General features: G+C 71.6%; 22 protein-coding genes and 1 pseudogene. 21 read left to right on the top strand and 2 right to left on the bottom strand.

Annotation, left to right across the window (positions count from 1 at the left end):
• Positions 1 to 197 precede the first annotated feature (197 nt).
• Positions 198 to 824 carry a hypothetical protein gene (locus J7I98_RS41315; RefSeq protein ID WP_251021172.1) on the bottom strand — a complete coding sequence of 209 codons (627 nt, stop codon included), beginning with the start codon at positions 822 to 824 and terminating at the stop codon, positions 198 to 200.
• A gap of 31 nt (positions 825 to 855) precedes the next feature.
• On the opposite strand from J7I98_RS41315, the gene J7I98_RS41310 reads away from it, so the two are divergent.
• The 12 genes from J7I98_RS41310 (at position 856) to J7I98_RS25590 (ending at position 11,261) form a co-directional block, all read left to right on the top strand.
• Positions 856 to 2,052, top strand: a complete 1,197-nt coding sequence (locus J7I98_RS41310) for a hypothetical protein (protein WP_251021171.1) — start codon at positions 856 to 858, stop codon at positions 2,050 to 2,052.
• Between the two features lie 312 nt (positions 2,053 to 2,364).
• Positions 2,365 to 3,474 (top strand): hypothetical protein, encoded by a 1,110-nt coding sequence (locus J7I98_RS25640; RefSeq protein WP_214926283.1) that lies wholly within the window; start codon positions 2,365 to 2,367, stop codon positions 3,472 to 3,474.
• A 35-nt stretch (positions 3,475 to 3,509) separates the two neighbouring features.
• On the top strand, positions 3,510 to 3,968 hold the full coding sequence (locus J7I98_RS25635) for a hypothetical protein (RefSeq protein ID WP_214926280.1): 459 nt from the start codon (positions 3,510 to 3,512) through the stop codon (positions 3,966 to 3,968).
• Positions 3,965 to 4,321 carry a hypothetical protein gene (locus J7I98_RS25630; RefSeq protein WP_214926278.1) on the top strand — a complete coding sequence of 119 codons (357 nt, stop codon included), beginning with the start codon at positions 3,965 to 3,967 and terminating at the stop codon, positions 4,319 to 4,321. Before J7I98_RS25635 ends, J7I98_RS25630 begins: the two co-directional genes overlap by 4 nt.
• Before the next feature lie 403 nt (positions 4,322 to 4,724).
• On the top strand, positions 4,725 to 5,363 hold the full coding sequence (locus J7I98_RS25625) for a hypothetical protein (RefSeq protein WP_214926276.1): 639 nt from the start codon (positions 4,725 to 4,727) through the stop codon (positions 5,361 to 5,363).
• Between the two features lie 97 nt (positions 5,364 to 5,460).
• Positions 5,461 to 6,558: a hypothetical protein gene (locus J7I98_RS25620; protein ID WP_214926274.1), complete on the top strand. Its 1,098-nt coding sequence runs from the start codon at positions 5,461 to 5,463 to the stop codon at positions 6,556 to 6,558.
• A 37-nt stretch (positions 6,559 to 6,595) separates the two neighbouring features.
• The gene (locus J7I98_RS25615) at positions 6,596 to 7,849 is read left to right on the top strand and encodes an MFS transporter (RefSeq protein ID WP_214926273.1); all 1,254 of its coding nucleotides are present in this window, start codon (positions 6,596 to 6,598) and stop codon (positions 7,847 to 7,849) included.
• Between the two features lie 56 nt (positions 7,850 to 7,905).
• A complete protein-coding gene (locus tag J7I98_RS25610) occupies positions 7,906 to 8,403 on the top strand; it encodes a hypothetical protein (RefSeq protein WP_214926270.1) in 498 nt (165 codons plus the stop codon).
• A gap of 100 nt (positions 8,404 to 8,503) precedes the next feature.
• Positions 8,504 to 8,929 carry a hypothetical protein gene (locus J7I98_RS25605; RefSeq protein WP_214926267.1) on the top strand — a complete coding sequence of 142 codons (426 nt, stop codon included), beginning with the start codon at positions 8,504 to 8,506 and terminating at the stop codon, positions 8,927 to 8,929.
• The gene (locus J7I98_RS25600; protein ID WP_214926258.1) at positions 8,926 to 9,780 is read left to right on the top strand and encodes a relaxase/mobilization nuclease; all 855 of its coding nucleotides are present in this window, start codon (positions 8,926 to 8,928) and stop codon (positions 9,778 to 9,780) included. Before J7I98_RS25605 ends, J7I98_RS25600 begins: the two co-directional genes overlap by 4 nt.
• A 13-nt stretch (positions 9,781 to 9,793) precedes the next feature.
• Positions 9,794 to 10,489 carry a hypothetical protein gene (locus J7I98_RS25595; protein ID WP_214926255.1) on the top strand — a complete coding sequence of 232 codons (696 nt, stop codon included), beginning with the start codon at positions 9,794 to 9,796 and terminating at the stop codon, positions 10,487 to 10,489.
• A 22-nt stretch (positions 10,490 to 10,511) separates the two neighbouring features.
• A complete protein-coding gene (locus J7I98_RS25590) occupies positions 10,512 to 11,261 on the top strand; it encodes a hypothetical protein (RefSeq protein ID WP_214926252.1) in 750 nt (249 codons plus the stop codon).
• A 65-nt stretch (positions 11,262 to 11,326) separates the two neighbouring features.
• Here the strand turns inward: J7I98_RS25590 and J7I98_RS25585 are convergent, their stop codons facing one another.
• A complete protein-coding gene (locus tag J7I98_RS25585; protein WP_214926250.1) occupies positions 11,327 to 11,638 on the bottom strand; it encodes a hypothetical protein in 312 nt (103 codons plus the stop codon).
• On the opposite strand from J7I98_RS25585, the gene J7I98_RS25580 reads away from it, so the two are divergent.
• The 9 genes and pseudogenes from J7I98_RS25580 to J7I98_RS25540 all read left to right on the top strand — a co-directional run bounded on the left by J7I98_RS25580 (position 11,637) and on the right by J7I98_RS25540 (position 18,541).
• A complete protein-coding gene (locus J7I98_RS25580) occupies positions 11,637 to 12,041 on the top strand; it encodes a hypothetical protein (RefSeq protein WP_214926245.1) in 405 nt (134 codons plus the stop codon). The genes J7I98_RS25585 and J7I98_RS25580 overlap by 2 nt on opposite strands.
• 277 nt (positions 12,042 to 12,318) lie before the next feature.
• Positions 12,319 to 12,702 carry a hypothetical protein gene (locus J7I98_RS25575; protein WP_214926242.1) on the top strand — a complete coding sequence of 128 codons (384 nt, stop codon included), beginning with the start codon at positions 12,319 to 12,321 and terminating at the stop codon, positions 12,700 to 12,702.
• Positions 12,699 to 13,502, top strand: a complete 804-nt coding sequence (locus tag J7I98_RS25570) for a DUF317 domain-containing protein (protein ID WP_214926239.1) — start codon at positions 12,699 to 12,701, stop codon at positions 13,500 to 13,502. The genes J7I98_RS25575 and J7I98_RS25570 overlap by 4 nt, the downstream gene beginning before the upstream one ends.
• 29 nt (positions 13,503 to 13,531) lie before the next feature.
• Positions 13,532 to 13,888: a hypothetical protein gene (locus J7I98_RS25565; RefSeq protein ID WP_214926236.1), complete on the top strand. Its 357-nt coding sequence runs from the start codon at positions 13,532 to 13,534 to the stop codon at positions 13,886 to 13,888.
• Positions 13,879 to 14,724 carry a DUF317 domain-containing protein gene (locus J7I98_RS25560; protein WP_214926233.1) on the top strand — a complete coding sequence of 282 codons (846 nt, stop codon included), beginning with the start codon at positions 13,879 to 13,881 and terminating at the stop codon, positions 14,722 to 14,724. Before J7I98_RS25565 ends, J7I98_RS25560 begins: the two co-directional genes overlap by 10 nt.
• A 256-nt stretch (positions 14,725 to 14,980) precedes the next feature.
• Entirely contained in the window at positions 14,981 to 15,316 is a 336-nt protein-coding gene (locus tag J7I98_RS41305) for a hypothetical protein (RefSeq protein WP_308377930.1), read from the top strand.
• A gap of 2 nt (positions 15,317 to 15,318) precedes the next feature.
• Positions 15,319 to 16,099, top strand: a pseudogene (locus J7I98_RS25550) (DUF317 domain-containing protein).
• A 34-nt stretch (positions 16,100 to 16,133) separates the two neighbouring features.
• The gene (locus tag J7I98_RS25545) at positions 16,134 to 17,918 is read left to right on the top strand and encodes a type IV secretory system conjugative DNA transfer family protein (RefSeq protein ID WP_214926230.1); all 1,785 of its coding nucleotides are present in this window, start codon (positions 16,134 to 16,136) and stop codon (positions 17,916 to 17,918) included.
• 23 nt (positions 17,919 to 17,941) lie between these two features.
• On the top strand, positions 17,942 to 18,541 hold the full coding sequence (locus J7I98_RS25540; RefSeq protein ID WP_214926220.1) for a hypothetical protein: 600 nt from the start codon (positions 17,942 to 17,944) through the stop codon (positions 18,539 to 18,541).
• Positions 18,542 to 18,543: the final 2 nt, after the last annotated feature.

The following is an 18,543-nucleotide window of genomic DNA, read 5'->3' as shown; positions in this document are numbered from 1 at the left end:
GCCGTTCCCTGACCGAGCGCGACGGCCGCGGCACCCGCTGCGGCTACCCCCTGACCGAAGCCCCCGCCGTCTCTCTCGCCGAAGGCGGTGCGGTCCTGCTGTCGCAGGCCAGCGTCAACGCGCACGTCATCGCGGAGCATCGCAGTGCTGCCGCGCGCGAACGGGCCGGCGAACTGTCACACCTGGGACGACGAGCGCTACGCAACATCGGCACCCGGCCCGAAGTCGTGCCACCCATCGCACGCGACATCATCACGGCCTGCGGCGGCGAGCTTCTCGCCGGCGCCGCGGCGATGGAGATCCACGACGCGCGCAACGTTGCCATCGGGACCACCCTGGCCGCCATCGCCACCGACCCCGAGCATCCGCTGCGCGAGGACGTGTTCGCGTGGATCTGCCTCGCGCCGGACCGCGAAGTGGGTGAGCTGCGCGAACACCCCACGCGGTACTTGCCCAACTGGAAGTCCGCAGGCCCCCGCGTGATCAAGCGCATCCTCGCCGCCTCCGACAGCCAGCTCACGCTCAAGGCCCGGCTGCGCTACGGCACAGCGACCGCCGAGCCCGCCGAGCCCTACCTGAGCGAGACCGACATCACCGTGCGGGCGTCCAAGACGCCCGGCATGCTCTGGCCGTCCTGGACGCTGCGGCTGCTGCCGCCCAAGAGCCCGCACCAACCGAGGATCGCCGGCCTCCGACGCGCCTGCGCAAGCCTCATGCTCATTCCCGGCGGCCCGGCCGGACACCGCCAGGCCGCCCGGATCATGGGCAATCCGCACTTCCGCAGCAACCTGGAGGCCCTGCTGGCCTTCGTCGACATCGATCACATCTGCAGCACGCTGTCCCACCTACGCGCGCGTGCTCGACACGCACGAGGTGCCGATCGACTACGCACGCCGCCGAGCCCTATTCGCCGACGAGACGAGTCCGTTGCTCCTCGACGAGAACGCCCACTGGCGCATCTGCAAGAGCCTGGGCACCCGGCAGTTCCAACAAGTCCACCTCTACCGGCTGCGCTGGCAGCTGCGGCGGCTACTGCTCGGGGCCGACCCGCAGCTCGGCAACCACGCACCCGCCTGGACACACCGCTTCGCCTACCGGACGCACCCGGAGATCCTCGCCTTCCTCGACGAGCAGGCGCACCGCAACCTCGCCGCCCACCACATCACCGACGAGCCGGCGACGTGGGAGCCGCCAGCACACTGGCTCGACAACATCGCTCTGCCCCAACCGCCCGTCGGCACCCCCACCGAGCGCGTCCGCGCCCTGCTGACCCCCAACTCCACCGCCCGTGACGTCGCCCAGACCCTCGGTCTCACGGTGCACCAACTGCGCCTGCTGATGGAGAACCGCCGCCTGAGCGCGCAGACCCGCCCGCACAACAAGGGCAACTACCCCCGCCCACCGCGCCAGGGCTACTTGGTACCCGACCAGCTGCGCGACCTCTACCAGCGGCAGGGCCTGCAGCAGCTGCAGATCGCCGAACTCGCCGGATGCACCACCTCGATCGTCAGGACCGCGCTGAAGCAAGCAAACATCCCGCTGCGGCCCCGCCGCGCACCGGGCGAACTGAAACGATCGGTCGATCCGACGTGGCTGCGCACCGAGTACCACGACAAGGGCAGAACGGTGGCCGACATCGCCCGCGAACTGGCCGCCCCCGACACGAACGTCTCACAGCTCCTCGACGCGTGGGGCATCCCCCGCCATGCGGCTGGCCACAGTGCGCCTCCGGCGTGGCAGCCGAGTCCCTTCGCCGACCTCGGTGTGCCGCTGTCGCCGGACATGGAACGGATCAGCACGCGCGTGGGCGCACTGGAAGAACTACGGACTGCCCTGCTGCTTCCCGGGTATCGCACGCGCCGCGCGGCGGCCCTCACGCTCGGCATCCCCCGAACCTCCCTCAACGGGCGTCTGAAGAAGCTGGAGACGGCCGCGGGCTTCGCGATCTTCAACCACCGCAAACGGCCGGTCGCCCCGACGGCACGCGGCCAGGCCCTGCTGGACGAAGCGCAGCTACTGCTACAGCGCCTCGACCACGAGCGGCCGGTCTGATCGCGCCTGACGCCCTGGGCCGAGCCGGCCGCCGCAACATAGCCGACAATCACCGGTTTGGGTAACCGGCGATCGTCGAGACCATTGAAGCTCACCCCCTCCCCCCAGCTTCCAGAGGAGAACGTGGAAAACACATCCTGCTTGCCGCCCAAGAAGCGGAGCCCGCTACCCGCAGTGACTACCGCTCAGAGCCTGGCGGGCGATTCTGCTCATGATCACCGAGCACGCGCGCTGCCCACCAGGCGCGGAATCCGGTGATTCCGCAGGAGCCAGTGCTCATGAAGTCGCGCTCCCTACACGAGGCCCGCGCCCGTGGCTAAGGCGCAGATCATCCTCGCCTACAGCCGAGATGCTGGCATCGTCGCCATCGCCGCTGGCGAGCAATACCCCTGGGCACACACCGCGTTGGAGGAGTCCGGCTTCCGCCGTGGCGCCGCCGGCGTCTACGCCCTTGCGGCCGAAGACCCGGATGCCTCCCGCGCCACGGTGGCCGAACTGATCCGCTGCGCCGAGCGGCACCGCACGAGCGTGTCCACCAGTAGCCGGCGCTTCATCGGCGACGCCGCTCGCGACATCGCCCGCCTGCTGCCCGGGCAGTGGGAAACACAGGTCGAGATCTACTCCCACCCCGTGTGGCAGGAGGACCTCGTGCCCTGGCTGTGGGACAGCGACGAACTCGGCCGCGCCGTGCAGAGCGCACGCATCCCGTACGCCGCCACCCTCACCAACACGTCAGGCACGACCCTGCTGCTCGTCGAACGCCCCGGCCACCAACTCGACTACTTGCTCGGTGCCTTCGCTCCTGAGTCCCTCGAAGAGGGCTACGGCGACCCCCACGCCCCGACGAGCATCGTCCTGCCGCCCTTCCCCGGCCAGGCGGCGAAGGCGATCACCGAGTGGTTCCTGCCCGCGTACGACCGGGCCGTCCATGCCCGCCGGACCGCGGCCGTGGCCGACGCGCTCGACCGCATCCGCACCGAGCACGATGTTTGGACCGGGATGGTGGCCTCCGGCCGGTACAGCGACGCCAGTCCGCTCGGCATCGACGCGCTCGGCGCCGCGACCGAGCAGTTCCTGGACAGCATCTGGCGCGAGTTCCGCACCGTCCTGGATCACGCTCCCGCGCTGCTCGACCGGTGCCGTCCCGCCGCGACCCCGTGGCCCGAGGACACCGGTGCTCTCGCTCGGCTGGCCGGAGCCCTCGGTGACGCCGAGACCGTGCGCGAGGGGCTGGCCTGCGGCACTCCGCTCAGCCGCCCGGAGCGCAACACGCGGACGTGGCCGGCCGTCGAAACCTGGCTCGCCCACGGCGAACCGTTCCTGCGCCAGGCCCGGGCGGCGACACCGCACCAGCGCCCCGCCCTGGGCGTCTCGGCGCCGCCCCGCGCTCTCCCGCCGGGCCGCCCAGCCCCCCGCCGCTGACCTGCGGCACCACAACCGTAAGGAGACACCTCCCTTTGGATCCTGGCACCCACTTCGCCTTCGGCACCCACGAGCAGCACGGCTTCGTCGCCGCCTTCACCTCCTCCATGCCCGCGCATCTCGCCCACTGGTTCCTCGTGCGGGAGCAGTTCGAGCCCGTCCCCGACCAACCGGGGCTCTTCCGGCTCACCGAGCCCGAGCGCGACGGTCCGCGCCGCACCCGCCAGGCCGTCCACGACCTGCGCCAAAAGGGCTACACCGTGCACGCCGACGTCGCCCTCGACCCCGCAGAGGCGCCCAGCCCGCCGCGCCCGTCCCTGCCGAATGGGCTGATGGAGCGCCGCAGCCGCCTCGCGCAGGCCGCCGCCGCCCGTTCACCGCAGCGCGGTCCGGCACTCACCACCTCACGGCCAGTCGCGCGGCCGATCCCGCCGAAGCCCGCCTACGCACCGACCGTCCACCTGACGGCGTCGGGGACGGGGCGGAGCCGGTGAGAGCTGACAGCGACCCGATCCGCATCACCCGGGGCCGGGGCGGCGAGGTCGAGGTCGACGGCGCCTTCGACTCCTTCGCCGCAGACGTCCTGCGACGTGCGGGCTTCCTCTTCGAGCCGTCCCTGCGAGGGCACTGGATCCGCCTGCCGTTCGACATGGGCGAGGTGTGGGAGAACGAGCACGCGACCTGGGCCGCCGAGATGCTGTCCGCCGCGCGCTACCGCGTCGACCTCGACCCGTCGCTGCGCACGCCTCCCTCCGATGCAGTGCCGACGACGACCAGCCGCCTCACCAGGACGGCGATGACCGCCCAGCCACCGCCATTCACCGCGGCCCGCCGCCCCCGCCACTGACCGCCCCGCTCACGGAGACTGTGCCCTGACTTCTTCCACCACCGTCACGCTCCACCTCAGCGGGCAGGACACGATCGTCGGCCTGGCCGGCGGAGACGGCTACCAGTGGGCCGAAACCGCCCTGGCCCTGTCGGGCTTCGCCCAGGGCAACGACGGCCTGCACCGCCTCTCACTGAGCGAGCCCGGCACGGCACGAGCCTCGCTGAACAGCCTCCAACAGGCCGCTGCGGACCTCCACATCGCGGTCGTCACCAGCCCGCACCCGTTCCTCGGGGACATCGCATCCGCCGTTGCCGCCCGCCTGCCCGGCAGCTGGGAGGCCACCATCGAGCGATTCCCTCAGAAATCGGAACAGGACGACTTCGCATCCTGGCTGTGGGACGCCGGACCCCTGCTGTCCACGATGCAGGACTACCGCGTGCCCTGTGCCGCGATACTCCGCGACGGCGCCGGTACCGAGCTGCTGCTGGTCCAACGCCCATGGGACGGCCAGTATCTGGCTGGGGCCCTCCTCCCGAGCCCCGACCACCTCAACGCCACAGCGCCGGCCCCTGGTTGCGTCAATGCCACGACCGCACCCGGCCTCGCTGCCAGCATCGGCGTCCGGCTCCTGCCCCAGTACGAACGCGCTGTGCTCCTGTCACGGCTGGAAGAAGTCGACGAAGACCTGCACTGGGTCCAAAACCTCGAGCCCGGCACCGGCACCGGTACCGGCCTGGACGCCGCACTCGACCGGTTCCAGACGCACGCATCAGCCTTCATCGACATCCTGCGCCGCGCCGAACACCCACCCCTCACCGCCGGCCAAACGGCCCTCCTGAGCCGCGTCGAGGCCAGCCTCGCCGCAGCCACAACCGGCGAGGACACGAGTGCCACGGCAGCCGGCAACGCCATGGCCGTCTGGCTCGGCGACGGCCCGCTACTGATCGAACTGGTCCGCGCCGTCGCCCACCCGCCGACCACCAGCCCGCCCGCGAGTGTCGCGATCGCCGTGGCGCCTCCGCCACCGACAGCCGTGACCAGTGCGGGCCGACACCGCTGACACCGACCACTAGGAGGAACCGATCCCCGACACCCCAGCGACCGCGGCGACCGCGGCGACCGACCTCGTATCCCGGGCCCGCGACTTCAGGCTTCGGATGGCCATCATCGACCGCGAGACCGAGATGGCGCTCGACACCACGCAGGACCGCTACGGACGAACCGTCCACCACGATGCCGCTGCCGCCGCCCATGCCCGGCGCAACCAGGCCGCCGTCGAGGCATACGTCGCGTATCTCGCTCGGCATGCCGACAAACTGCTGGACACAGCCCGTCGCGCTCTCGACAAGCTGCCGCCCGCCCGGCATATCCCCGCGTGGCGGGCCCTGCTCGACGGCCTCGCTGCCTCCCACGCCGAGATCGTCCGCGTCCTCGACCGGCCCGCCGACCCCGGCTCGGCCGCAGAGCGCGAGCAGCACACGGCCGTGTGGCCGCACCTCGCCGTCTGGGCGGATCACAGCTACATCGCCACCGACCTCGCCGACCAGCACCACCAGCCCGAGCCGGAGATGACCGGCGAGGAACGGCAGATGTGGACCGAGATGGCGCACTCTGCGCAGCGTGGAGGTGAGCTGGATCTGATCGAGTCGTGGTACGCCGCCGACGGCCGGCCGATCACGCTCGCCTACCTGGTCGAGGACGACACCTCGACCGTGATCGCCCTGGCCGGCGACCCGGGTGGGCCGGCCTGGCAGGTGATCGGGCACTACGCCAACGAGTACGCGGCCGTGCAGGCGCTGCCGCGAGCGGTCCCGCCCGGAGTGCTGCGGCCGGACGTCTCCCGGTTCAACCGCCCGGAACCCGCGCCCGAGGTGTCCCTGCAGGAACTGCTCCAGGACGTCATCGAGGCCCATGCTGCAGGCGACGTCTCCGAAGCCCTGCTGACCGCCACCCAGCACGGTCACAATGCGGGGCCAATGATCCGCCTTCAGGAGCTCCTCGAAACAGCCGCGCAGTTCGCGAAGGCCCTGGAAAGCGTGCAGGGCAAGCAGGTTGCCGCCCGGCTCGATGCTCTCGGCCGGCAGTTGGGCTTCCTGACCCGCGAGGTGCACGAGGCGGCGGAGGACCTCGGAGCGACCGTCGCCGTCCTGCCGCCACACCGCACCCCCAAGCCGCGGATCCGGCCTCGCCCCGCCCTCGGCACCACACCCCCGGCCCCGCCGTCCCGCCCCTCGGCGTCCGCGCACCACCGGTAGAGCACTGCCCCGCCCGTTCCCTGACCGAAAGTTCCAGTTGTCCCTGACCGCTCCCTCGGCGGCCCCGGCACCGCGCATCACCTACCGCGCGGTGCTGGGGAACCCGTACGTCGCTCGCCTCCTCGGCGGCACCCTCATCGGCCGTCTCCCCAACGGCATGGCTCCCATCGCAATCCTGCTGTGGATCACCGCGAACGGCGGCAGCATCGCCTTCGGCGGACTGCTCAGCGCCCTGTACGGGCTGGTCTCCGCGCTGGCGCAGCCGGTCAAGGGACGCCTCATGGACCGCTACGGCCAGACCGCCGTACACGTCCCCACCGCCCTGCTCAACTCCAGCCTGCTGCTGACCCTTCCGGTGGCCGGACCGCACGGCGGGCCGGCGCTCGCCACGGTGATCGTCGTCGCGGCCGGCTTGAGCACGCCGGCCCTCGAAGCCGGCACGCGAGCCCTGTGGCCGAGTCTGCTGCCCGACCAGCGGCTGCGGCACGCCGCGCTCGCCCTGGATACCGGCACGCAGGGCCTGTTGTACATCGTCGGGCCCCTGCTCGCCGCCGCGCTCGCCTCCGCCCACACTCCCTCCCTCGCGCTCGCGGCCACCGCCGTCCTCGGCCTGGCCGGCACCGCCGTCGTCGCGACCGCGCCGCCGTCGCGCCGCTGGCATCCCGCGCCGAGGACCGCCGACGACACACCGGCGCGGCGGCTGGTCTCCCCCGAGCTGGTGTTGCTGTTCACCTCCCTCGCCGGCATCGGCTTCGCGATCGGCGCCCTGAACGTCTGGGCCGTCGCCATGGCCGAGACGCATGGCACGGACATGCTGTCCGGGTTGCTGCCCGCAGCCTTCTCGACCGGTAGCTTCCTCGGCGGACTCGTTTACGGGCGCCGCACCTGGCCTGGGTCGCCCACGCACCAACTCCTGCTCGGAGCGGGCGCGTTCCTGGTGGGGTGGCTGCCGCTTCTCGCCCTCCCGAGCCCGTACGCCGCCACCGTCGCGGTCGTCTTGCCCGGCGCGTTCCTCACCGTCGTGGTCGCCTGCGCCTACGTGACCACCGACGCCCTCACCCCCACGGGTCGCACCAGCGAGGCGTACGCGTGGCTGATCCTGTCGATCGGCGCCGGCCAGGCCGCCGGCACCGCCCTCGCCGGCCGTCTCGCCGACCACCCCCTCGCCAGCGCCGCGCTGCCCGCCACCGGAGCAGCCTTCGCCCTGGCCTTCCTACTCCTCGCCGGCCCCGGCCCTTCTCCGAGCGGGCGCGGCAGACGCCTGCGGCCGGCCCACGGCGCACGCCCCTGAAGGGGCCCGGCCCCCTCAACTCCCCCGTTTGCAACCGATATCAAGGAGATTCATCCATGGCTGTCCGCACGACCTGGAACGTTGTCCACACCTGTGGGCACAGCGTGGATCACGACCTCGCGAACCGTCCCGCCGACAAGCGTGCTGGGTTCGCCCGCTGGCTCAGTGGCCGGGACTGCACCGACTGCTGGAAGGCATCGCGCGACGCCGGCACCGAGTCCAAGGAGCAGTGGCTCGCCGCCAAGCGCGCTGAGGAGCAGCAGGCCGCTGCCGAGTGGGCCGCCAAGTTCGAGATGCCGCCGCTGGAGGGCCCGGAGAAGGCCCTGGACTGGGGTGAGCGCTCCCGCCACCAGCTGATGACCGCCGCCCACACCGCCCTGGTCGTCGAAGGTGCCTGGGACGAGGCGGACTGGGCGGAGCTGGAGGAGCAGGCCCGCTCGATCACCCTCGCCGGGTGGTGGATCGACCAGCGGGACGCTGAGGGCACCGACCTGCTCGAACTGCTCGACGCCGCAGGCGAGGACGACCGCGGGACGGAGAACCCGTTCCGCTGACGGAGGCGGAACATAGCCGGTGATCGCCGGTTAGCCAAACCGGCGATCCTCCGGACCATTGTTCCTCCCAACGCCGCCCGCCTCGCGTGGAAGGAATCGCATGTCCCTGCCCCCACCCACTCCGGTGTTCGCTCCGACGCCCGACCCGTTCACCCCCGACCGGGACATCACCCACGCCCACTTTCAGGCAGGCGACACGGTCGTCGTCCTGAAGGGTGTCGCCGGCGGAGAACTGTGGGGAGACGCCATGCGTGTGGTCGCCCCGTCCTGGCACACCCCGACCGACGAGGACGGATGGCGGCTGCGCGATGCGACCGGCGGCGCACAGTCGTACATCACCGCCCACCCCCGCTACCTCGTGCACCTCTCGCGTCGCTGCCCGGACTGCCTGGTCCACCTGCGGGCCATGGAGGATGCCCTCCTGCCGAAGTACATCGGCCGCAACGAGCTGATCGACTGCGGCTGGTACACCACCACCGCCCTCAACCAGCTGGTGCACATCGCCGATGCCCGGGGCGGCCGGTGATTCCCCGTCTCAACGAGCGGACCCACACCCCGCACGACCCGCTCACCGAGGCGCTGGGGCGCCCGGTGTCGCCGGACGAGGGACTGACGGAGTACACGGTCGTCGCCCACTGGCCGGGCCTCGACTACTACACCCTGGACGACGAGCAGAAGATCTGGACGTCCGTCCAGTGGGCCGAACACCTCGAAGACCCGTACCTGGAGCACCCGTTCACCGCCAGCCCGAACGACGACCGGCGGGCGATCTTCCACCTCGACATCCGGCTCCACCCCGACGACCGTGAGCTGACCGGCCCCGAATGGGCCGAAGCCGCCCACCGGCTCGCCCGTGCCGCCGACATCGAAGTCCCCGGCGAGGAGTACGGCTGCCGGTGGATCGCCGTCCAAGCCCAGCCCGGACGCCTCGACCTGATCGCCAACCTGATCCGCCTCGACGGCTCCTGGCACACGCAGCCTGGTGATGTCCTGCGGCGCCTCTCGGCCGAATCCCGCCGCATCGAGCAAGACCTGCGCCTGATCCCCGTACGAAGCACTCCAAGGCCGCAGGCCGTCGCACGGCCCGCTCCCACAGCGATGGCCCAGCTCGCGGCCATCATCTCGCAGCTCGCCGACGAGCAGACCGGACCACTGGCCACAGTGCGCGGACTCGTCGAGCACACCGCCCACCAGGTCGCCCGCCAGCCCAGAGCCGCCGGCGCCGACACGGCGCATCGCCTGGAACTGATCGCCCGCCGTCTGTACGCCGTCCAGCAAGACCTGGACGACACGGCAGCCCACCTGAGTGCCGCGTTCCACCCCCGCGTAGCCGCCGCACCGCCCGCTGCCCACCGCGCCGCATACCGATCGCCGTAGGAGAAACGTCTCTTTGCCCCTCGCCGACCGCCTCCTGGACATCCGCCGCGATCCGCACTCCGACGAACTCCTCGCCCGCGGCGGAGACCCTGAGGCGCACAGCGTCCTGCAGCGCGCCGGTTTAGTCGCCGTCGTCCGCGTCCACGAGACCTACCACCGCGCCCCCACCGGCCTCGCCCAGGACGAGGAAACCCGCCTCGCCACCGAAGCCGTCGCCCGGCTGCGATCCGCCGGATACCACGTGGACTGCGACGAGGACTTCGACTCCGGCTCCCGCCCGGCCAGTTACCTGCCGCTGGGTGCCTCCGTGGCCCACTTCGCCGAGCGGATCCGCGAAGCCACCACCACCGATGAGGCGGCCGATGCCCTCACCGAGCTGACCGCCACCCACGACGGCATCCTCACCGCCCTGGGCGAAATCCTCACCGCTGTTGCTGAGTTCCATGACGGGCTCGGCGAGGCGGCCGACCCGTACATCGCCCGACGGCTGCGTTACCTCGCCGACGAGCACCTGCACGCCATCCGCACCGACCTCTCCGCCACCCGCAACGCCCTCGCCGACCGGCACGCCCCGCATCCCGGCCGCAGCACCTGCGCCGAAGAGGTCCCCGCCACCGAACGCGAGCGCTCCGCCGTGTGCGCCTGCCCGCCCCCGCCGCGCACGCTGCCGGCCCCGCCGCCCCCGGTGGCCGCCGGGCTGCGCCGCTGACCTCACCTCGCCCAAGGACACCATGCACGATTACGACAACTCCGAGCGCCTCGCCTCGTACGCCGACGTCCTCGCCGGCGAACTCCCGGGCACCTGGTCCAGTTCCTACCACCCGCCCGAGAACAAGGACGACCTCGCCGAACTGGCGGACCGCATCTGGGACCTGGACCTCGTCACCGCCTCCCTCGCTGAGCACCCACTCCAGCAGGCAGCCGTCCTGAGCCGCCCGGACGGAGCCCAGCTCGTCGTCCTTAACCGGCACGACGAACGCAACGGATTCCTCATTGCCGCCGTCGCCCCGCGCGCACTGCCCGACGAGGCATACCGCGCAGTACCCGAGCCCAACGGCATTGCGCTCGCGGACGACCCGTTCCTGAGCGCCGAGCAGGTCGCCGGCGACCTGCTCGCCCGCTACGACAGCGCGCTCGCCCAGGTCCGCCACAATGCCCTGGGCGGCATCCAGCCGTCCCAGCCGGATCGGGTCGTCCTGACCTGGCAGCAGGACGGCAGCGTCGCCGCCGCGCCCGTCGACGACACGGCCGGCGCCGTCCTGGTGGCTCACGGCTTCATCCAGGATCCGCAGACCGGTATCTACCGCCTCGGCGCAGACGACACCAGGGCCCAGGCTCGCGCCCTGCGCGAGATAGGCCCGCAGCTCGACGCGCTCGGCATCGGCACGGCGCTCCAGCACCCCGCAGCTCGGACCGCCCCCACCGCCGCCATGCCGCCGGCCCCGGCCGCCACACGTACACCGGCCGCCAGGGTTCGATGAAGCAAGGGGAGCCCGACTTCCTGGTGCTGGAGTACGTCACCATCACCAAAGACCCCCGCACCGGGCTAGTCGGCGGGACCGAGCGGGCGGCGGACATCCTCCAGCGAACCGGTGGCTTCCTCACCGCTCCCGGCCCCCGCGGGGACTCCTGGACCGCATGGTCCCACCGTCTGTGCGCCGTCGGCGAAGAACCCGAACCGGTCTCCCGGCTCGGGGACACGGCGGACGCACTGTCGCGCGCCTCCCGCCTCATCCTCCTTGCCCGCAATCACGCCGCGCGCGCCGGAGCGGTCGACACCCACCACGGCGCTGCCGAGTCCCGCGCAGCAGTCGGTCGCCGTGGCGCCCCGACGCCGCTGAACTGGAGAGACCTCCATGGCCAATCTGGCCGACGAGTACGGCACCGACGTCGAGATCTACGTCAAGGCCCTGACCACCACCATCCACGCCGACACCGCCACCGGCGCTCCCGGCAAGCTCCACGACCTGCTCGACCAGCTCGGCCTGGAACGCCAGGAGGTCCGCACCGCCGGCCCCGTCTACATCTGGCATGTGGTGCCCGAACATCTCGACGCCGACGAACAGAAGCGCCTGGCGACGCGCGCCATCCCCGCCCTCCTCCTGGCCGGCTACGAGGTCAACTGCGCACCCGAAGTCTTCGACGAGGCCGCCTACCAGCAGACCGTGCGCGAGATCCGCGCTCACAAGCCCCGCCCCGCCGCACAGCACCCGGCGCCGGCCTCTTCCTCGCGCCCCGCTCCATCCTGGCGTATCCCGTAGCGCCCACCGGGCGGCTCCGGCCCCCGGCCGTAGCGCCCACCCCGCACCGACAGACCCATCGGAGAAACCCGTAGCACCCCGCACACCCCCACCGATCACCCACCGCCTCAAGCCCCGCCTCGCAACGGCCCTGTTCCGCCGCTACCTGCGTGCCTGCATCCCCACCGGGCCCGACCGCACCTCCCCGCTGGCCGGCGCACGCCCGGAGACCGTGCTCGCCGAATCACAGCGGACCGGACACCGCCACCACCACTGACCACCCCCGACCTGGAGGAGCATGTCCCACCCCACCCCGTACCCGGTGAGGCTGGCCGACGAGATCACCCGCCAGCTCCGCCAACTCGCCGAGCACCTCACCCAACTGCCTCCACACCACGCCACACAGGTCATCGCCCGCGTCCTCGACCCCGATGACGGTCTCCTGGGCGGCGTCACCCACCTTGTGGCCACCGGCAGCGCGTTCGCCAAGGACCAAGCCGAACGCGGCACGCTGCCGCCCGAGGTGTGGCTCGCCCTCGGCCGCGCCTCGAACGAACTCGACGCCATCGGCGGGGACCTGGACGAACACCGCGCCACTCTCGGGCGCGTCGCCGCGCAGCCCGCCACCACCAGCGCGAAGCCGCCAGCCCCTGCTCCGCTCGTCGTCCGGCGGCACCGGTGAAGAGGAAACAGTGGCAGGGCTGGGGAGCGGGCGAGCAGGCTCAGCAGCACTACCTCGTCGAGCCCCGCGCCCTCGCCGGCGGCGGCGACGTCCGGCACGTCTCCGAATTCCTGCGCGCCTCCGGATGGCGGGACAAGTCCAAGGCGGGCGGTCCTCTCGCCATGGAAAGCCCGGACCGCGCGGTCCGTATCACCTACGACCCCTTCGTACTGCCCGGCGGGTGGACAATCCACGGCGCCGCGAGCGGCCACCAAGATCAATGGCGGGCAGTCCTCGGTCGGCAAACGCCGGTGGAGATCGTCGCCGGTCTCACCGACGCCCTCACCCGGCCCCGCTCCGCGCACGCCCCCAACGTCTGGGCACCTCTGCGGGACCAGGGATGGCACCGTCCGCCCAACACCGAGCACGTGACCGCGACCAGCCCCGACGGCAGCGCCTGGATGCAGTACCACCAGGGCCCCGACGGCGAGGCGATGTGGTGGTCCGGAGCGAAGGACAAGCAAGGCAACGGCTGGACAGCCCAGTTCGCACCCAGCACCCCGATGCACCTCGTGCAAGCCTTCTCAACCGCGCTCGCCAGCCCCGAACCCGTGATGCGCCCGCTCGGACGTGTTCCACAGAGCGCACAGATCCGCACCACGTCCGTGTCCGTCCTGCCCTCCCAGCTCAGCGCCTGGCAACAGGCCCGGATCACCGCCGCCCGCACCGCCACCTGGGCTCGCAACGCCGCCCGAAGCAGCCGGCCCCACACCACGGCCCGCCCCCACGCCAACGCCGGTGGCGCCCGAACCCGCCGCTGACCCCCCACGCCCACCAACCGAGGAGCCTGATGCCCGCACTCACCCCGGACACCATCCGCACCGCGACCGAGACCCTGTCCCGCCTCACCGACTACCTGCGCGAGAGCCCCGACCCCGAAGAGGCGCTCACCCTCGTCGAACCTCTGCTCGACGAGTACACGGGCCTGCCCGTCCAGCTCGCCGACACCCTGCGCGCCCTCGCCCGCGCCGTACAGGACCACCCGGACACGCTGCGCAGTCCAGAAGTCGACCTTCTGATCACGGAACTGCGCACCGCCGCGTGGGAACAGGCCGACCAGCACACCCTCCACTACGCCCTGGACGACCTCCGCGTCCTTTACGCCAGCGCCGCCGAGACAGAGCCGGGGTGCTGCTGGTGCCGCTGAGCGAACGGCAGCTCGCCGCCTTCGCCGACAAGCACGCCTGGCAGATCCCGTTCGACACCAGCCCACGCCACCTCGCCGGATCCGGCGACGCCCGCCACATCACCCACGGCCTCGCTGCCGCCGGATGGAAACCCACCTCCGACCCGCTCAGTGCCGAGATCATCCTGCGCAGCCCCGATCTCCGGCACCGCCTCCAGTTCGACCCGCAGTCCGCCACCTCCGCGTGGTGGCGGCTGCGGGCCGAGCCCACCGACACCGAGCGCGGCTGGTATGCCGAGTTCGGTGAACTCGTCCCTGCCGAGGTCCTCGCCGGCCTCACCGACGCCCTCGTCGCTCCTTCGCCCGCGGAGCCGACCAACCCCCTGCCCGTGCTGGAAGCAGCCGGTTGGCTCATCGACGGCCGCGGGGCCGCCGTCTCCGATCCACCGGGGTGCAGGGTGGAGCGCCGGCCGGAGAAGGGCGACGGTACTGTGCCGTGGCGCGAGCCAGACCGTGTGTCCTGGCACGTAGAGGTCCGGGACCACCCCGGACCCTCCGCTGCGGGCCCCCGGATCTGGCACGCCTGGTTCGACGGCAACACGCCCGAGCACCTCGTGACCGCCTTCGTCACCGCGCTCGCCGACCCGGAACCGCTGCAACGCGCCATGTTCGACCGCACCGCCCACCACAGCGTCGTGCAACGGCCCAGCCCACTCACCCCGCAGCAGACCTTCGACGCGCACACCACCCGCATCAAGTCGCTCCGCGCGCAGGCACGCTCCGCCCGCCGGCAGCAGACGAAACCCGCGACGGCCCCGGCGCCGACCGGCACCGCCCAGCCGGCCGCCCGCCGCTGAACCGACAGGACCCCTCCCCATCTCCGCCGATCACACCACCCACCGCGAGTTCCTCCGCCACCTCGACGGCTACCTGAGCGACGGCAAGAAGATCCTCGACGCCTGGGACGTCTACTCCGACGAGCACACCGACCTCGACGGCTGGCCGTACGACGACCACGCCTACGGACTGCGTGCAAGCCAGCGAGACGCCGACACCGCCGAAGCATTCGAGAACATCCGCGCCGGCGCCCGCCACCTGCTGGCCACGGCCGACGTGCAGCTCAGGAACCTCCCCACCACCGCGGTGCAGAACCGTTGGGTCTACCAGTTGGGCGTCCTGCAGGCCGCGCTCGACCGGCTCGACGAGCTGCACGAGCAGTGGCTGGCGACCCGCGACAGCCTTCCCGCCAGCGCCCAGCCCGGTACCCCGGCGTTCGATGACGCCGTCGCCGAGCATCACGCCGAATCGTGGAGCTACCTCGACGACTGGGCCTCCCACGGCCAGGCACTACGCGAGATCAACTCCGCCGCCCTGAGCGCCCCCTCGTCCCTGGCCCCGCCACCGACCACGGCCCCAGCACCCGGGCGACGGACCTCGGTACGGAGGTGAACATGCCCCCGAGTCCCGAGACCGTCGAGGTCGACTTCATCGCACCCCGCCACTTGGCCGGCGGCGGCGATCCCGCCTGGATCACCCGTCCCCCTCCACCGCGCCTGCCACTGGAGCCACGGCCACGACCCGCTCATGCCGCGCGTCATCCTCTCCAGCCCCGACCAGAAGGCCCTCCTGCGCCTGGAGCCCGACCCCGACGGACAGTGGTGGACCCTCCACCACGCCCCCGAGCCCAACCGGCCCGCCTGGTACGCCAGCTTCGGTGCCCGCACCCCGGTCGAACTCATCGCCGCCGTCACCGACGCCCTCACCGACCCGGCCACGGCGGCGACCGCACCATCCGATCCGTACGAACCGCTCCAGCAGATCGCCTGGTTGCCCGCCACCGGGGACAACGGCCTCGCCTCGCCCGACGGCACCGCGTACGTCCAGCGCTCGGGGAGCGCGCAGGAACCAGGCGCCTGGTTCGTCACCGCCACGCTCGGCCCGGACCGGCCTGTGTGGCAGGCCCGCTTCGGCGAGCACACCCCGCCGCACCTGATCGCCGCGTTCACCGCCGCGCTCACCGATGCGAGCCCCGTGCCGCGCACCGACAGCTTGCGCAGTCTCCCGACCCGCAACCCGAATGTCGTCACCCGCACACGCCGGGAGGTGCCCGCCGTGCAGGTCGCCTCGGCCCTGGAAGAACGCGTCCACGCCCTCGCCGCCCGCCGCGCCGGCCCCCCGCCGAGTCCGAGCCCCCTGCAACGGCCACCGGCCAAGAACAACCGCAGCCGCTGACTCCTTTCGTCCCCGCCCGGAAGCACGTAGCCCTTTGCCACCCTCCTCCAACAGCTCCACCGACGGGTACGACCTCGTCCTGCGACTCCTCCTCGGCGTGCTCGCCATCGTCGTCCCCCTGTCCCACCTCGCCTGGCTCTCCGGCAACATCACCGCCTACCTGACCGGAACCACCTGGGCGCCGTACCAGCCGACCGCCGCCCTGCTCCACCCCGACCAGCTGTGGCCTGAAGCAGGGGAAACGTCCCTGCTGATCGGTGTCCGCATCGTTCCCGTTCTCCTCCTCCTGGCTCTCGGGGCAGCAGCGGGCGTCCTGTGGGCCCGGCACAAGAACCGCAACGGCGGCCGGAAGAAGAAGATCACCGACATGGCCAAGGCCCGGGACATCGAGCCGCTGATGGCCAAGGCGATCACCGACAAGGCCCGTTCCCTGCGCCCGAGCCTGAAGGACGCCAAGCACATCGACGCGAAGGACACCGGCATCCTGCTCGGCAACCTCCAAGGCAGCCGTCACGAGGTACGGATGGGATTCGAGGACGTCGCCGTCGCGATCATGGCCCCCCGCTCCGGCAAAACCACCTCGCTCGCCATCCCCTCCATCCTCGGAGCACCCGGCCCGGTCCTGCTGACCTCGAACAAGGCCGCCGGCGATGCCTTCACCACCGCCTACGACGCCCGCGCGGAGGTGGGGCAGGTGTGGACCATGGACCCGCAGCAGATCGCCCACGCTGCCCGTGAGATGTGGTGGAACCCCCTCGCCAGCGCGACCACCCTGGACGGGGCGAACCGGCTGGCCGGCCACTTCCTCGCCGCCTCCGTGGACGCCTCCCAACAGGGCGACTTCTGGTCCAAGGCCGGCAGCAACATCCTGTCCCAGTTGCTCCTGGCCGCAGCCCTCGACGAAAGGCCGATCACCGACATCATGCAGTGGCTCGCCTTCCCGGCCGACCGCACCCCGCTCGACATCCTCCGAGACCACGACTTCGCCGCCGTCGCCGCCCAGCTCAAGGGAACCGTCGAGGGACCGCCGGAGACGCGCGACGGCATCTACGAGACCGCCCGCCAGTACGCCGCGGCCCTGCTCAACTCCGAGATCGCCGCGTGGGTCACCCCGCAGAAGGACGTGCGCGAGTTCAAACCCGCCGAGTTCGTCACCTCCACCGACACACTCTTCCTCCTGAGCAAGGACGGCGGAGCCTCCGCGCTGATCGCGGCATGCGCGGACTCGGTGATGCGCGCCGCGACCGCCCAGGCCGAACGCGCCGGGGGCCGACTCGACCCACCGATGCTCGCGATCCTCGACGAGGCCGCCAACGTCTGCAAAATTTCCGACCTTCCGGACCTGTACTCCCACCTCGGCAGCCGCGGCATCATCCCGATCACGATCCTGCAGAGCTACCGCCAGGGCCAGAAAGTCTGGGGGGACGCCGGCATGGACGCCATGTGGTCCGCCTCGACGGTGAAGGTCATCGGCTCCGGTATCGATGATCCCGATTTCGCGGACAAGCTGTCCCGTCTGATCGGCGACCACGACGTGGAGACCACGTCTACCTCACACTCGGAGTCCGGCAAGTCGACCTCGGTCAGCATGCGACAGGAGCGGATCCTGCCCCCCGACGCCATCCGCGCCCTCCCCAAGGGCACAGCGCTCTGCTTCGCAACCGGCATGCGCGCCGCCATGCTCGACCTGCGCCCCTGGTACCTCGAACCCGGCGCCGAGCAGCTGTCCGCGGCCTCCGCGCGAGCATCGAAGGCGATCACCGCCCGCGCAGTGGCCAAGCACTCCCCCCAGCAGAGCGATTACGGCACAGCCGCCTGACCCACCTATCCACCGAAAGCAGCATGGCACTTACCGACCACCACGATGTCTTCATCGGCTCGACCCGCGACGGCTGGACCTTCGTCGCCCTCAACCGGCCGATCCCCAACGCCGGCCGCATTCTGACCGGGGCGGGATTCACCGCTCGCGAGCACCAGGGCCGCACCCTCTACCTCCTGCCGCCGGAGACCGCCGAGGACGCCCACGAACGCGCCGGCGTCGCGGCGTACGGGCTCATGGCCCACACGCATGACCTCGTCGACCTCGCCTGGACCACACGTCAGCACGCTGCGAGCGCAACGGCCCAGGACGAAGTAACCATCAGCTTCACCGACGGCCACGTCACCGCGAGCGTCACCACGGACGAGGCAGAGGCCATCCTCACTCAGCAGAGCTTCACCTCCACCGGCACACCCCAGCAGCACGAGCTGCCCGCCGGGCTCGCTGAACGCGACGCACTGGGCGCCGTGGTCCGCACCGAGGCCCATCTCTTCGCCCACGGCCTCAACGTGCGCATCGATCTCGGAATCGCGACCGTGCAGGACATTCCACCAGCGCGACCCCGCACCGGATCCGCCCCCGTGCCGCCCCCCATGCCCCAGCCCAAGCGGCGCAGCCGCTGACC

The sequence above is a fragment of the Streptomyces sp. ISL-98 genome (assembly GCF_018614055.1).
In the GTDB taxonomy this organism is placed as follows: Bacteria; Actinomycetota; Actinomycetes; order Streptomycetales; family Streptomycetaceae; genus Streptomyces; species Streptomyces spiramyceticus.
Note: the sequence above shows the minus strand (reverse complement) of the source record. Positions and strands in the feature narration are given on the sequence as shown.

What these genes read in the sequence shown, in the direction of transcription:
- J7I98_RS25625 (WP_214926276.1), top strand. Translation starts at nt 4,725, where the DNA reads ATGCAGGACTACCGCGTGCCCTGTGCCGCGATACTCCGCGACGGCGCC.
- J7I98_RS25620 (WP_214926274.1), top strand. Translation starts at nt 5,461, where the DNA reads ATGGCCATCATCGACCGCGAGACCGAGATGGCGCTCGACACCACGCAG.
- J7I98_RS25610 (WP_214926270.1), top strand. Translation starts at nt 7,906, where the DNA reads ATGGCTGTCCGCACGACCTGGAACGTTGTCCACACCTGTGGGCACAGC.
- J7I98_RS25605 (WP_214926267.1), top strand. Translation starts at nt 8,504, where the DNA reads ATGTCCCTGCCCCCACCCACTCCGGTGTTCGCTCCGACGCCCGACCCG.
- J7I98_RS25590 (WP_214926252.1), top strand. Translation starts at nt 10,512, where the DNA reads ATGCACGATTACGACAACTCCGAGCGCCTCGCCTCGTACGCCGACGTC.
- J7I98_RS25580 (WP_214926245.1), top strand. Translation starts at nt 11,637, where the DNA reads ATGGCCAATCTGGCCGACGAGTACGGCACCGACGTCGAGATCTACGTC.
- J7I98_RS25585 (WP_214926250.1), bottom strand. Translation starts at nt 11,638, where the DNA reads ATGGAGGTCTCTCCAGTTCAGCGGCGTCGGGGCGCCACGGCGACCGAC.
- J7I98_RS25575 (WP_214926242.1), top strand. Translation starts at nt 12,319, where the DNA reads ATGTCCCACCCCACCCCGTACCCGGTGAGGCTGGCCGACGAGATCACC.
- J7I98_RS25565 (WP_214926236.1), top strand. Translation starts at nt 13,532, where the DNA reads ATGCCCGCACTCACCCCGGACACCATCCGCACCGCGACCGAGACCCTG.
- J7I98_RS25540 (WP_214926220.1), top strand. Translation starts at nt 17,942, where the DNA reads ATGGCACTTACCGACCACCACGATGTCTTCATCGGCTCGACCCGCGAC.